Genomic DNA, 13861 nt, shown 5'->3' on the forward strand with positions numbered 1-13861 from the left:
CGAAGATCTCCTCATGCGCGATCTTCTCGTGACGTGAGCGATGGTCGAAGTCGGTGCTGATCGCGTCCTCGATGGCGCTGCGTCGCGCGAGCATGGCCGCCTTGAACTTCTTCAGATCATGGCGCCGCTTCGTCCGCGACGGTGCCCGCTCGCGAAGATAGGCGGCACGCTGGACGGCGAGGATGTTAACGAAGCGCTCCCGGTCGGACCGGCTGGCGGCTTTGCGGTTCAGTTCGGACATGGTGGTTGTCATGGGAGTCCTCCCTATCGCCGCGCGACCTTGACAGGCGCGGTGTGCGCATCGCCGCGATCAGCTGCGGCACCCATGATGCGAGCGAACACGGCTTGATGGAGCGAGCGAGGCGTGGCCCTTGTGAACATCACGGTGGCCTTGTTCGCCCAGCCAGGCACGACGCTGATGCGCCCGGCCTGCAACGCACGGATCCCGGCTCGCACCACGGGTGCCGGCTGCATCATGAGGAGCTTCAACGCGGGCGTGATCTTCTGCTGCGCTGCCGTGGCGAATCCGGTGTCCGACATACCCGGGCACAGCACGGTCACCATGACGCCGTCGCGTTTGAGTTCGCGATGAAGGGCTTCACCTAGACGCAACACGTACGCCTTTGCGGCCGCGTACACTGCGAACTTCTCCACGCCCTGATAGGCCAGCAGGCTGGCGACCAGCAGAATCTTCCCGCGTCCGCGCGTCCGCATGTCCTGCGCAAAGACGTGCGTGACCGCCGTCAGGCTCACGACCTCCAGCTGCAGCATCGCCAGTGCCGCGTCCAGCGTGCCATCCACGAACGTGCCTTGCAGTCCGTGGCCGGCGTTGTTGATCAGGATGTCGATCGCAATGCCTCGCTCGCGAAGCCGCTGATGCAGGTGGATGACTGCCGCAACATCCGAGAGATCGACTTGCTCCACGACGACATCGATGCCGTACTGCTGGCGCAATTCCTCGGCGAGGGTTTCAAGCCGGTCCAACCGACGCGCCACCAGAACCAGAGAATGGCCTTGCGCCGCGTACTGGCGGGCGAACTCCGCGCCGAATCCGCTCGATGCGCCGGTGATGAGAACCCACGAGTTGTCTGTCGTCATGGCGTGTACTCCATGCTCCGTCATGAATGGATCACTGTGGAAACCGCGCTTGATCCTGGGTCGCGGCGGGAGCGGCGCCGCAGGGATGTTGTCGCGCATCCCATCCGCCTCCCAAGGCGCGGAACGAGGCAATGGCGGCGCGCGCCTGTTTGCGCTTGCGCCTTCGCGTCGCGCACCTGCAGCAAGTTGCTGTCAGCGTCCAGCACCTCGATCAGGCTGATGACGCCGCCCCTATAGGCCGCATCGGCGCTCTCGCGCGCACGCGCCAGCGATGATTCACCCTGCGTGAGGATGCCGACCTGGGCTTCGCGTTTGACGAGGGCGGCGAAGGCGTTCTCGACGTCCTCGGTCGCCCGCAACACGGCCAGCCGGTATGCCGCCAGCACTTCGACTTCCTGACCGCGCGCGGCGACGATTTGTGCATCGACGCGGCCGAAGTCGAAGAGGCGCCACCGCAGGCCGAGAACACCCAGGGCTTGGTTCGCCCCGCTGGTGAACAGATTGCCGCCCGAGATCGTGGTGGCGGTGCCCAGCAGCGCGCCGAGCGAGAACTTGGGGTAGTACTCCGACATCGCCACGCCGATCCGCGCATTGGCGGACGCAAGACGCCGCTCGGCCACGATGAGATCCGGCCGGCGCCGGATCATGTCGGCTGGCGTGCCAGTCTCGACGATGCCCGGCGGGACAGGGACCGGCATCGCCGGGCTGAGTTCTGAACGATAGGTTCCCGGCTGCACGGCGAGCAGCACGTCCAGCGCGTTCATCGCCGTCTCGAGCCCGGCTTCCAGGACCGGGATCTGCGCCTCGACTTGAGCGAGCGCACCCTCGGCCTGGTTCACCTGGAGTTCGGCAGCGATGCCCCTTCCGTACAGGAGCTTGACCAAGGTGAGCAACTGCCGGCGGGTTTCGGCTTGCTGCCGGGCAATCGCGAGGCGCCCCTGTAAGCCCCGGATCGTGACATACACGTCCGCGGTCTGTGCGGCGACGGCAAGCCGGATCGCGACCGCGCCCGCTTCAGACGCCGCGTACTCCGCGCGCGCCGCTTCGTGCCCGCGGCGCAGACCGCCGAACACATCGACTTCCCAGCTCGCGCCGAGGTTCACCTCGTAGGAACTTCCCGCGCGGTCGAAATCGGGTGTCGCGGCGACCACCCGTCCGAGCGGCGTCTCGACCGACTGATAGACCGTCGCACCTTGCGCGCTCACCTGGCCGGACGGAAGCAGCGCCGCACCGGCGACGCGCAATGCGGCGCGCGATTGCGCGACACGTGCCGCTGCTTGGGCGAGCTCCAGGTTCTGTTCGAGGGCCAGCGAGACGAAGCGCGTCAGCGCCGGATCATCGAAGCTGGCCCACCAGCGCTGGAGGTCGGCCTTGCTCTGGACCTCCCGTCGCTCGACACCTTGCTGGCCAAGGAACTGTGCGGACAGTTGAATCTCGGGCGCTTTGTAGCGCGGCCCGACCGCGCAGTCCGTCATGAGGCTGGCAGTCAGCAGAACGGATAGAGAGCGCGTGTGGGCGAGCATGATGGTCCTTTCGGGGACACCGCCCGGCCGGGCGGCCCGCGCCGCCTACAGCCGATAGAGAACGGGTACTTCGACCCAGACCTCGACAGGATTCCCGTTCGAGAGTCCCGGGTGGAACGTCCAGCCCATCACCGCCTTCACGGCGTCTTCCCCCAGGGCCCGCAGCCCGCCCGCCACGATGACCTTCCTCGGGTGTCCGTCCGTTCCCACGAGCACGCGAAGCAGGACCCTGCCCTCGACACCCGCGTCCTTCGCCCAGTCGGGATAGGCGGGCTTCGGGGCATCGATCAGCTCGGGTGGGCTGTCGACGGCCCGGAACGCGGGCAGGACCTCGGGGGAAGCCGGGCGCGGCGGGCCTTTGTTTATTCCACCCTCGCCCTCCGCGCCGATCGGTTTCGCCGGGCGAGAAAAGCCGAAGTCAGACCATTGGAAATCCTGCCGCGGGGGAACGGGCTCGACAACTCCGTCCTTCGCGCTGGCCAACCCCGATGTTCGGACGATGAGCGGCGGCAGGTCAAGCGGCACGAGCAGATTCACGGTGTGAGCTTGCTCCGGTTTTCCTTCTGGCCGCTGTTCCCCCCGGCGCGAACCCCTTTCACTCGCCACCCGAATGAATCCGACGACCGTGAGGTGCACCAGGGCGGAAAACAGGAGCGCGCATTCGAGAAATTTCCGAGCGTTCGCCCGGAGATCCCCTGGGCCGAAGCGAAACGGTGGCGGTGAAGATGCGAATGCGGATACCATGGCGTGGGCTCCATCCCGGCGGATGAAAGCGAACGAGGCCTGCCCGAGGGGGGTAGGCCTCTTGTTCCAGAAAGGGGCGGAGGTTCCTAGAAAAGGATCCTAGAAGTGGAAGTCCATCGGGACTTCCACCCATACCGCCACCGGTTTGTTGTTGCTGAGCGCCGGCTTGAATACCCATTTCTTGATGGCGTCCACCGCGGCCTCGTTGAGCCCCGTCACCCCCCGGATCACCTTCACGTTCTTGACGCGGCCGTTCTTGTCTACGAGCACATGGAGAACGACCTTGCCCTGGATCTGGGCCTCCCGCGCGAACTCGGGATACGCGGGCTGCACCTGGGTCACCGGCACCGGCGGATCCTCGTAGTAAACGAACTCCCCCTCCGAGGGAAGCTCTTCCGTCGTGATGACGAGGCTGTCCTTCCCCGAACCGCCCACGCCGACCGGCGCCGTGAGCGCGGCAATTTCCTGCTGCGTCATGATCGTCTGCTCGGGCGCCTGGGCGTCCGGCACCGGCACCGGGGTCCCGATCGTCGGCTTCACGATAGGCTGGTTCGGAATCACGGGCGGCGGCGGCGCGTTGGAGAGCGACGGCGGGGGCGGCAGCGTCTGGAGGCGGATGACGCGGCCCGTGTACTCCGTATCGTCTCTCGGCTTCCAGATCGTGGCCAGAACGTAGAGCCCGACGAGGCTCAGGTGGATCGCGGCGGAAATGATCAGCGCCTTCTTGAGGAGCCGCTGCGCGTTCGCCTTGAGGTCCGCCGCGCCGATCGGGACGCGCTCGCTCGTATCCCTGAAATCCAGAGTTGTCGCCGCGGTGGTCGACGTCACAGCGTCTCCACCTCCTTCTTTTCCTCGGGCAGGAGCGGCGCCAAGGAGAAGCGGTTCAGCTCGGCGAACTGGAGCTGGTCGATGATGTCGACCATGTACCGGTACTTGGCCTTTCTGTCGATCTTCAAGAGCACGACCAACTTTGGATTTTTCTTACCCTCCGTCTCGAAGATCGACTCGAGCTTGTCGATGTTCGCTTCCTGAAAGGGCTCCTTGCCGAGCCTCCAGAAGACGCGCACGTCGCCGCGCGTGCTGTCCTCGGGCGCGATCACGCGGACCGTCATCACGTTCGACTCCGCGATCTCGACTTTGGCGTTCGGGTCCGGGGGCAGATTGATTTCGAGCGCTTGCGGTTTGCGGAACACCGTCGTGCACATGAAGAAAATGAGGAGGAGGAAGGCCACGTCCACCATCGGGGTCATGTCGATCTTGATCCCGATGCGCTTCGGCTTGCGCCTCTTGCCCTTTTTGTGTTTTACGCCAGATTCTGGGGTGTCTACGGCACCCATCGGAGAATGCTCCTTCCGCGAATCACCGCGCGGATCAGTGCGCCAGCGCGGATTTCTTACTGGTCACGAGCTCCGTGACCAAGCTGAACGTGATCGTATTGGTTTTCTGCATGACCGCCATGATGTCTTCCATGGTTCCGTAGTCCGCGAGCTTGTCGGCTTTGATCGCCACCCGCAGCCTGATATTCCGGTGGCGGGCATCGGCCACGATATTCTCCAAATTCGTGATATCCGTGTACTCCTGCGGACTCTTGCCGATTTGATACAGAATCCGGTTGTCCTTGGAAACCCCGATGATCATCACGTCCGACTCCGGGACTTTCAAGTTGGAATGGCTGTCGGGAATCGTGATCGGCACCTTCTGCGGAGGATCGAACTGCGAGGTCGACATGAAGAAGATCAAGAGGAGAAACGCGACGTCGACCATGGGCGTCATATCGATCTTGATGCCGATGCGCCGGAGCTTCTTCGCTGGCATTTACTTCCTCGCCTCTTTCAGGGACAGGACCTCGACCACCTCGAGGCTTGCCTCGTCCATCATGTAATTGAAGTTATCGATCATCGTGACGAACACGTTGTAGAGCACGATCGAGAAGATCGCGACGAAGAGCCCGCCCGCCGTGTTGATGAGCGCCTCCGAAATGCCGAGCGCCAGCTTCACCGCGTCCACCGAGCCGGTGTGCCCCAACGCGGCGAAGGAGCGAATCATCCCGATGACCGTGCCCAGAAGTCCGACCATCGTGGCGATCGACGCAATCGTCGCGAGGGCGATCAAATTGCGCTCGAGGAGCGGCACCTCCAGCATGTTCGCCTCCTCCATCGCCTTCTGCACCTCTTCCATCCGCGTCTTGAGGTCCAGGTTCACCGTGCGGACCACCGCGTATCGATCCAGGCCCGCGCGGAGCACGTTCGCGAGCGATCCGCGCTGTTTGGCGCACAGGTCGGCGGCGCCCTCGATATCCATCGCGTCGATCTTCTGGCGCACGCTCCGCATGAACACCGGAAGCGGCTGCCTCCCGCGCGCGCGGTTGAGTGTGAAGAGCCGCTCGAACGTGAGGGTCACTGACATGATCGAGAGCATGATGAGGAGGGCAACCAGGGGCCCGCCCTTCTTGATGTACTCGGGCAAGAACATGTAAACCACGATCGCGATCCCGAGCGCGATCGCGCCCACAATCGTCATGAACACACCTTGTTTCACCTCGACCTCCTCCGATTCCAGTTGGACGAACTCTCAGTATGCAACATGCATCCCGCTCGGGCAACCACCACTAGTGAAAGCTCTTCAACGCCTCTTCTTCTGTCTCGTAAACGTCGAACACCAGGGAGAGCTTGGTCACGACGAAGATATTTTGGATCTTCTTGTCCACCGCGCAAAGTTTCATCTTGGCTCCCCGCTTGGCGTAGTTGCTGTGGGCGGCGATCAGCACGCCCAGGGAGACGCTGTTCATGAACGAGGTCTGGCCCAGATTGATCAGAAGCTTCTTGTTGCCCGCTTCCGCCAGCTCCTTGATCTTGCCTTGGAGCTCGTCCGTTTCCTTGCCGCCAAGGAGCATCCCTTTCGGCGTGAGACTCGTGACGTCGCCCACGGTTCGGACATCCAGACTCATCGTACCTCCCTCTCCGCGGCGCCTTGCCGCCCTTTCCTAGGGTGTCCCCCCGCCCGATTTCGCCGCGCTGGGTGCCGCCCCGCTCGGTGTCGCGCCGCTCTTCTTCAGCGCCTTTTGCTGCTCGTATTTTCGAATCAGCTCCAATCCCCTGGATGCGTCCTTGTTGTTCGGATCGATGTCCAGGGCCTTGTTGAACTCGATCTTTGCCTTCGAAATGTCGCCGCTGTTCGAGTAGGCCTGCGCGAGCCAGACGTGACCCTGGAGATTCTCCGGCTCGAGCTGTACGCCACGCTCGAGATAGCCGACCGCTTCGGGCCAGTTCTTCTGGAGCAGGAGCACGACCCCGGCCCCCCGACACGCTTCGGCGTTCGTGGAATCCTGCGCGATCGCGGACTGGTACATTTCGAAGGCCTCAGGAAGCGAGTCGAGCGCGGTCAGAGTCTGCGCGATCCAGACCCGCGCCCGGGTCTCTTTCGGGTTCACCGCCAGGGCGCGGCGGAGAATGTCCACCCCCGCGGCCGACTCCTTCACCGCGAGCTTCGCCAGACCGAGATTCAGGAGCGCCGGCATGAAGGTCGAATCGGCTTTGAGCGCCGATTCGAAGTACGGGATCGCGCGCGCATGATCCTGGCGCGCGAAGTAGAGGAATCCCAGCTGGAAGTTCGCGTCCCTGGCGAGCGTGGAGTCCATCTCGAGCGCGCGCGAGAGCTGGGGAGCCGCTTTGGCCGAGTCCTTGACGGCGACGTAGAGCGTGCCGAGCCTCAGGTGCTCCTCGGCGGTCATGAGCGTGTCCGCGCACTGCGCGTACAGGTCGTAATACTTGAGCGCATTCTCGTTGTCGCGCTTGTCGAAGTAGAGCTTCCCGAGCGCGCCCACGACCTCGCAGTTCTTGGGCTTTCCCTCGCTCGGCGCTCCCTCGTTCGCCTTCTCGAGCAACTCGTTCGCCTTCTCCAGCACGACGATCGCCTCTTCGCGGTCCCCCGGGACCGGGCTCTTCGCGAGGGCGCGGCCCAGCTCGATGTAGCCCTCGGGATCGTCGGGCTTGAATCCCGTGTACGCCCGGAATTTGTCGGCCGCGTCCTGGGGACGGTTCGCGCGGAAGTACAGGCGCCCCGCTTCCAGATAGGCGGGAGCGGAGGTCGAATCCACCTCGATCGCCCGCATGAACGAGGAGAGTCCCGCGTTGAACTCGTTCATCGCGACCAGCGCCCGCCCCGCGAGGTAATGCGCCTCGGGATTCTTGGGATCCAGCTCGGCCGCCTTCACGTACTCCGGCGCGGCGAGCACCGGGATTTTCTTGCGCTCGTAGAAGCCGCCGAGGTCCAGCCTCACGCGAAGATTATTGGGATCGGTTTCGCGGGCGCGGATAAACATCTCCTCGGCCTGTTTGATCTCACCCTTACCTTCCAGGGCGAGGGCCACGCCGTCGAGGAAAAGCGCACGCCCCTGCTTGAGCAGGGTCCCCTTGCGGAACACGGCGAGCGCTTGGTCCCACTTCTTGTCCTTGAGGTAGGCCTGCCCCAGGGCGTAGAGGGCGGGCGGGTCCTTCGGGTTGTACTTCACCGCTTCCTGGAGCCCCGCGGTCCCCTCCTCCAGCTTCCCTTGCTTGCGGAGGAGATTTCCCAGCCCGGTCAAGGCCTCGACGTACTTGGGATCGATCCGAACGGCGGTCTGGTATTCGGCCATGGCGCTGTCGGGCTCCCCCAGCTTCTCAAGGGCGCTCCCGATGAAATAGTGAGGCTTCGCCCCGCCAGGATCGAGGCGCAGCGCCTGGGTGAAAAGCTCCAGGGCGCGCTTGTAGTTACCCCCGCGATAGGCCTCCACACCCTGCTTGATGATGTCGCCCGATGAGAGCGCGTAGACCGCGGCGGCGGCCGCGAGGAGCCCTCCGACCACGAGCGCGGGCAGAACGCGGTGGAATGCCCGGTTCACTGTGCCTCCTCTGCGGTGCGCACGACGTGAACGGAAACCGTCGCCGGCGCGTATCCGTACCTGGCCACGATCTGCTGCCCGTCCACGCTGGTCACGAAATTGATGAAATCGGTCGCGGTACCCGGGGGGTTTCCTCGCGTGCACAGAGAAATGCTGCGCAAGAGCGGATAGGTTCTCAGCATCAGTGTCTCCCGATCCAGCGCCACGTACGGAAATCCGACCGCCGACGACACGGCGAGGGCCCGCACGCGCCCCTCCACGAATTCGCGCGAAACGCAGGCGATCGCATTCGGCCGTGACGCCACGATGTCGACGATCTCCCGCTCGCTTTTCTGGGCGTAGACGCCCGGTCCGTAGGGCTCCCCTCCCAGCAAGGCTTGCTGGACGAACTCGTAGAGCCCGAGCCTCGGGCCGCTGGTGAGCGGGACGACGGCACCCCCCTCTTTCCAACCCAGGTCCGACCAGTCCACGACGCTACCCCGGTACACGGCGCCCAGCTCGGTCCTCGAGATCTGGCGAACCGGCGAGCGCGGGTTCACAATCACCGCGACGCCGTCCCAGGCGACCGCGAAGGCGTTCAAACCCTCCCGCGCCACCGCGGCCCGGATTTCAGGATCCGTCAGCTCTCTCGTCAAGATGGACATGGTCACTTCGCCGTTGACGAGCTGCTCCATCCCTTCGGCCGAACCATTCGGGGCGACGCGGATCTCGGGCGCCTTGGGATTCCGATCCGCAAAGGCCCGTATCTCTCCGCGAAGCAAAGGGACCATATGCTCGGCGCCGGCAAGGACAAGCGGTGCGGGAGCGCTCTCGCGCGGGGGGGATGGCGACGAACACGAGCCAAGGCATGATGCGGCCAGCGTTGCGGTCGCCCAAATCAGCCGGTGCCTCTGCGCCCGGCCTCTAACTCTCACCGTTTCAGAGTACCCACCCCTCCAGCCGATGTCAACGCCGCCCGTTACGGGGCGGAACGGTTCCTGCTCCGTAGTACCCCGTTCCGCTTCCGATTATTCCTTCCCCCGGCCCTCCAGCGGACCGGATGCCGCTCCGTGAAAGAAGCCCCGGCTGCTCGCAAAAACGCCACCCATGCGAGGGTGGCACGAAGCGCGTCGTGGGATCGAAAAGAGGCTGGAACCTAGTGCAGGGCGGGAGATTCTGTCAACGGAATTCTCGCCGTGGACCGCCGCCGTCCTACGGGCGCAGGCGGTTCAGCATCCGTGGAAATGGGATCGTCTCCCGGAGGTGCTCGATGCCGCACAACCAGGTGAGCGTGCGCTCGATTCCCATCCCGAAACCGCTGTGCGGCACGGAGCCGTAACGCCGGAGGTCGAGGTACCACTCGAAGGCGTCGACCGGGAGCTTGTGCTCCTGGATCCGCCCGACCAGCCGCTCCAGGCTGTCCTCCCTCTCGCCGCCGCCGACGATCTCCCCATACCCTTCGGGAGCGAGAAGGTCGCATGAGAGGGAGAGCCGATCGTCGTCCGGATCCCGCTTCATATAGAAGGCCTTCACCGCCGCCGGAAACCTGTGCACAAAGAACGGCCGGTCGTACTGTTCGGTCAGGGCCGTCTCGTCGGTCGCTCCGAAATCGGCCCCCCACTCGAACGGAAGCGCCTTCTCCTGTTTCAAGACACGCGCCGCCTCGTCGTAAGAAAGCCTTGGAAACGGGGTCCGGACGCGCTCGAGAGGTGCGGTGTCGCGCTCGAGAACCTTGAGCTCCTCGCGCCGCTCCTCGAGGATCCGGCCCACGATCCCCTCCACGAAGCGCTCGATCAGATCCATGACGTCGTCCAGCGTGGCGAAAGCCACCTCGGGCTCCACCATCCAAAACTCGATCAGATGCCGCCGGGTCTTGGATTTTTCGGCGCGAAAGGTCGGGCCGAAACAGTAGCTCTTCCCGAAGGCCATCGCGGTCGCCTCGTTATAGAGCTGCCCGCTTTGGGTCAGGTACGCCTTTTCGTCGAAGTACTGGGTCTCGAACAGCGTGGTCGTGCCCTCGCAGGCGGACGGCGTGAAGATCGGCGCGTCGGCAAGGATGAACCCGTCGGCGTCGAGCCAATCGCGGCAGGCCTGGACAAGCGTGTGGCGGATTTTCAGAACCGCCGCCTGGCGCTGGGACCGTATCCAGAGATGGCGTTGATCCAGAAGGAAGGAGGGGCCGTGTTCTTTCGGCGTGATCGGGAAGTCGACGCTCGCTCCGACGATCTCGATGCCGCGGAGGGAGATCTCGACGCCGCTCGGCGCGCGCTTGTCCTCGCGCACGACGCCGGTGACGCGGAGCGAGGATTCCTGCGTCACGGTCGCGCAACGCGCGAAGACCTCTTCGGGAAGCTCGGCTTTTGCCGCGACGCACTGAACGGTCCCGCTCCCGTCACGCACGAGAAGGAACTCGAGCTTGCCGCTGGAGCGACGATTGTAGAGCCACCCCTCGAGCAGGACTTCGTCGCCGATTCTCTCCCGTAGCGCCCCGATCCGGGTCGCTTTCCGACTCATGGTTCCCACCTCCGCTGCGATGCGATGGATTCGCGGCCCCGAAGCGCCGAGGATAGCATGTCGGGGGACATTTCCCTTGACACCCCCGACGCCGCGCGCCTAACGTGCGGCCGTGGCGCGAATTGAGCCCTCGAGATCTCGACGCGCATGGCTCAAGCCGCTCGTTTTCGCGGTGGCGGGCCCGCTGACGCTCGCGCTGGTCGCGCCCCTAGGACCGGCCCCGGTGGAGCTGGCGGCGGCCTATGCCGGTCCGGACGCGGTGCGGGACGAGCTGGAGCAGATGCGGAACGCGGGACAGATCCGTGCCCTCGCGCCGGCCCAAGCTCGCTATCGCGAGGCGCTCGTATCGCTCGCCAAGGGAGAGGATCCCGAAGCCGCGCGGCTCCTCGCGGCGGCGGCGGAGTTCGATCCCGAGTACCCCGATCCCCATTTCACGCTCGCGCGGCTTCTCGCGTTCAAGAACCCCGAGCGCGCGGTCGGAGAGCTCGGTGAGGCGCTCCGGATCGTGGGCCGGACTTACGCCTGGCAGCGACACCTCCTCGCCAACACGCTGACCGCCTTTCTCGTGGTCTGGACGGTTGGCCTCCTGGTCGCGATCGCCGGGATCACCCTTCGGCATCTGCCGCATCTGATCCACGTGATTCTCGAGCTGGTCGGCCGCTCGAAGGGCCGCCTCGCCCGCGGCGGCGCGACGATCATCGCGCTCTCGCCGCTCCTCTGGGGGCTGGGCGCGATTCCCACCGCGACGGTCTATGCCGGGTTGCTCTCCTTCCGGGTGACCCGGCGCGAGGCGTTTCTGGTAGGGCTCTTCATCGTTTCGGCGATCGCGCTCTCGAGCTTTCTGAGGTCGGTCGCGCCGTGGGCGGGACCGCCGAGCCTGGAGGAGCCGAGCCTCCTCGTCGATCGTGCGCTCCGCTCGGGCTCCGATCCCGAGATCCGGACCGGGCTCATGGCGCTCGAGTCGCGGGACCCGGCGGAGCCCCTCTATCCTTTCACCGCGGGGACGATCGCTCGGCGCGAAGGAGATTTGGAGTCCGCGGAGCGCCTGCTCGCCCGGGCGGCCGCGCTCCGTCCCAACACCGCGTGGACCTTGACCAACCTCGGGAACGTGTACTTCGCGCGCGAGGATTACCCCCGGGCGCACGAGGCCTACGAAGCCGCCGCGAAAGCAGCGCCGCGGGCGGTCGAGCCGCATTTCAACCTCGCGCAGACCTACACGAAGCAGCTCCTCTTCGCCGAAGCGAACCGAGAACAGTCGATCGCGTCGTCGCTCGCCTTTGACCGCGTCCGCGACATGAGTCGCATCTCGGCGCCTCAGCTCAATCGCACGGTCATGGAAGCCATGCCCCCGGTCAAGGTGCTCTGGGATCTCGCGCGCAGGACCGCGCCGGAACGCGGAATCGCGGCCACAGAGGGGAACCCCTACGTCGCCTTTCTCGAGCGGCTCGCGCCGCCGCCCCCGTTCGCGATCTTTTTTCTCGTCTCCCTCTTTCTTCTCTTCGCGGGGCTGGGACAGATCCTGGGCCGGGCGCTCGCGACGCTCCAGTGCTCGAACTGCCAAAAGGTGGTCTGCCGCCGCTGCGTCTTCCGCATGCAGCAGCGCGCCTTCTGTGAAGGGTGCTTCGCCGCGGTCAGGGGACTGAAATCGATGGAATTCACCCGGCTCCTCCTCACCGGGCGGGATCGCCGGGCGGCACGACGCAGGACCTTCTGGGAGACAGCCACGACGTTCCTTCTCCCCGGCGCGGGGCAGATGCTCCGCGGGGCGAGCTTGAGCGGGTTCCTCGCGATCCTGGTCATGGTCCTGGCAGCGGTGCTCGTGGTTGGAAACGGCTCGCTGGTCCCGTCGGTCGACGTGCTGCCGCTCAACTCGGCGGGCTGGGCGAAGCGAATCCCCCTGACCCTGCTCTTCGCCCTGACCTACGCGCTCACCGTCGCGCGCTACTACGCGAAGACCTCGGCCAAGGTGCCGAGCATCACCCACGGCATCGGCCGCCTCTCGGAACGCACCGCCCCGCGCGCGAAGGCCGAGGGAGGCAGGCTCTAGATGGCCCTCCAAGGAAACCTCGACGATTTCAGCCTCCCGGAGATTCTCCAGCTGATCTCCGTCCAGCAAAAATCGGGGGTGCTCAAGCTCACGGCAGGCGCGGACGTCGCGGTCATCTTCTTCGAAGGGGGCCGGGTCGTCTCGACCCGCGACCGGCGCCGGAACACGCGCGACCCCCTCAAGACGTTTCTGGTTCAAACCGGCTTCATCACCGAGGCCCAGCTCAAGCAGATCGAGACCATCGAGGCCGAGAGCCGCCGCGAGCTCACCGACATCCTCCTGACCGGCAATTACGTCGCGAGCGATCAGTTGACGGACGCCTTGGAAAGCCAGATTCAGGACACGTTCCACCAGCTCCTGACTTGGAAGGCGGGCACCTATCACTTCTCAGGGGACGCCAGGACCGTGCCCAAGTTCGCGGCGAACGTCCGAATGAACACCGAAGGCCTTCTCATGGAGTCGATGCGACGGCTGGACGAGTTCGTCCGCTACAAGGAGGTCCTCACGTCGCCGGCGATGGTGCTTCGACCGAAGCCGCTCGCGACCCCGCCGAAGGACATGACCACGCCCGAGCAGCGCGTGCTTCCGCTCGTGGACGGCCTGCGGCCTCTACGCGACATCGTCGCGCAGGCGAAGCTGGTGGAGTTCGAAGTCTACGAGGCGCTCCACCATCTGCTCGAGCTGGGCGTGGTCGAGATCTCCCTCGGCGCGGCGCCCGCCAAAGTCACTCCGATCGCCAAGGAGGAGGCCGCGGCGCCTCCTCCGCGGAGCATGGCGATTCCGGTCGCGGCCCTCTTTCTCCTGCTCTCGATCGCGATCGGAACCCGGGCCACCCCGAAGCTCTACTCCCATGTGGAGCGGACGGCGCACCGCGCCCCCGCGGGCTCTTCGAGCATCGACGAGTCCCAGCGTTTGGCCCTCGCGCTCGAGGTCTACCGCTCCATCCGAGGCGAGTACCCCACCGAGCTTCGGGCGATGTCGCGCGAAGGGTACCTGCCCCCCGCCGCCGTGTCCTCCTTCTACCGACGCTTCGACTACCAAAGCGACGGGACCAGCTACTCCAAGATCGCCCACTAG

The 13861-nt window shown here is 65.2% G+C and carries 13 protein-coding genes and 1 pseudogene; 2 read left to right on the top strand and 12 right to left on the bottom strand.

Annotated features, from left to right (window positions below; all coding sequences use genetic code 11):
* From E6K76_01570 to asnS, 12 genes and pseudogenes are all read right to left on the bottom strand, one after another.
* The coding region (locus E6K76_01570) for a hypothetical protein (GenBank protein ID TMQ60351.1) at positions 1-253 on the bottom strand (253 nt) is incomplete at its 3' end.
* A gap of 11 nt (positions 254-264) precedes the next feature.
* Positions 265-1098, bottom strand: coding sequence for an SDR family NAD(P)-dependent oxidoreductase (locus E6K76_01575; GenBank protein TMQ60352.1), 834 nt, complete (start codon positions 1096-1098; stop codon positions 265-267).
* Positions 1099-1129: 31 nt separating this feature from the next.
* Positions 1130-2621, bottom strand: a pseudogene (locus E6K76_01580) (efflux transporter outer membrane subunit).
* Between the two features lie 45 nt (positions 2622-2666).
* Positions 2667-3365 carry a TonB family protein gene (locus E6K76_01585; protein TMQ60353.1) on the bottom strand — a complete coding sequence of 233 codons (699 nt, stop codon included), beginning with the start codon at positions 3363-3365 and terminating at the stop codon, positions 2667-2669.
* A 99-nt stretch (positions 3366-3464) separates the two neighbouring features.
* Positions 3465-4193, bottom strand: coding sequence for an energy transducer TonB (locus tag E6K76_01590; protein ID TMQ60354.1), 729 nt, complete (start codon positions 4191-4193; stop codon positions 3465-3467).
* Entirely contained in the window at positions 4190-4702 is a 513-nt protein-coding gene (locus tag E6K76_01595; protein ID TMQ60355.1) for a biopolymer transporter ExbD, read from the bottom strand. The genes E6K76_01590 and E6K76_01595 overlap by 4 nt, the downstream gene beginning before the upstream one ends.
* Positions 4703-4736: 34 nt before the next feature.
* A complete protein-coding gene (locus E6K76_01600) occupies positions 4737-5180 on the bottom strand; it encodes a biopolymer transporter ExbD (protein ID TMQ60356.1) in 444 nt (147 codons plus the stop codon).
* A complete protein-coding gene (locus E6K76_01605) occupies positions 5181-5903 on the bottom strand; it encodes a MotA/TolQ/ExbB proton channel family protein (protein TMQ60357.1) in 723 nt (240 codons plus the stop codon).
* Positions 5904-5973: 70 nt separating this feature from the next.
* On the bottom strand, positions 5974-6312 hold the full coding sequence (locus tag E6K76_01610) for an STAS domain-containing protein (GenBank protein TMQ60358.1): 339 nt from the start codon (positions 6310-6312) through the stop codon (positions 5974-5976).
* 36 nt (positions 6313-6348) lie between these two features.
* Positions 6349-8388: a tetratricopeptide repeat protein gene (locus E6K76_01615; protein ID TMQ60359.1), complete on the bottom strand. Its 2040-nt coding sequence runs from the start codon at positions 8386-8388 to the stop codon at positions 6349-6351.
* Positions 8241-9014 (bottom strand): hypothetical protein, encoded by a 774-nt coding sequence (locus E6K76_01620; protein TMQ60360.1) that lies wholly within the window; start codon positions 9012-9014, stop codon positions 8241-8243. The genes E6K76_01615 and E6K76_01620 overlap by 148 nt, the downstream gene beginning before the upstream one ends.
* Positions 9015-9435: 421 nt before the next feature.
* Entirely contained in the window at positions 9436-10737 is a 1302-nt protein-coding gene (gene asnS / locus E6K76_01625; protein ID TMQ60361.1) for an asparagine--tRNA ligase, read from the bottom strand.
* A gap of 112 nt (positions 10738-10849) precedes the next feature.
* On the opposite strand from asnS, the gene E6K76_01630 reads away from it, so the two are divergent.
* Positions 10850-12784, top strand: coding sequence for a tetratricopeptide repeat protein (locus tag E6K76_01630; protein ID TMQ60362.1), 1935 nt, complete (start codon positions 10850-10852; stop codon positions 12782-12784).
* Positions 12785-13861 (top strand): DUF4388 domain-containing protein, encoded by a 1077-nt coding sequence (locus E6K76_01635; protein TMQ60363.1) that lies wholly within the window; start codon positions 12785-12787, stop codon positions 13859-13861.

The organism is Candidatus Eisenbacteria bacterium (assembly GCA_005893275.1).
Classification (GTDB): Bacteria; Eisenbacteria; RBG-16-71-46; order SZUA-252; family SZUA-252; genus WS-7.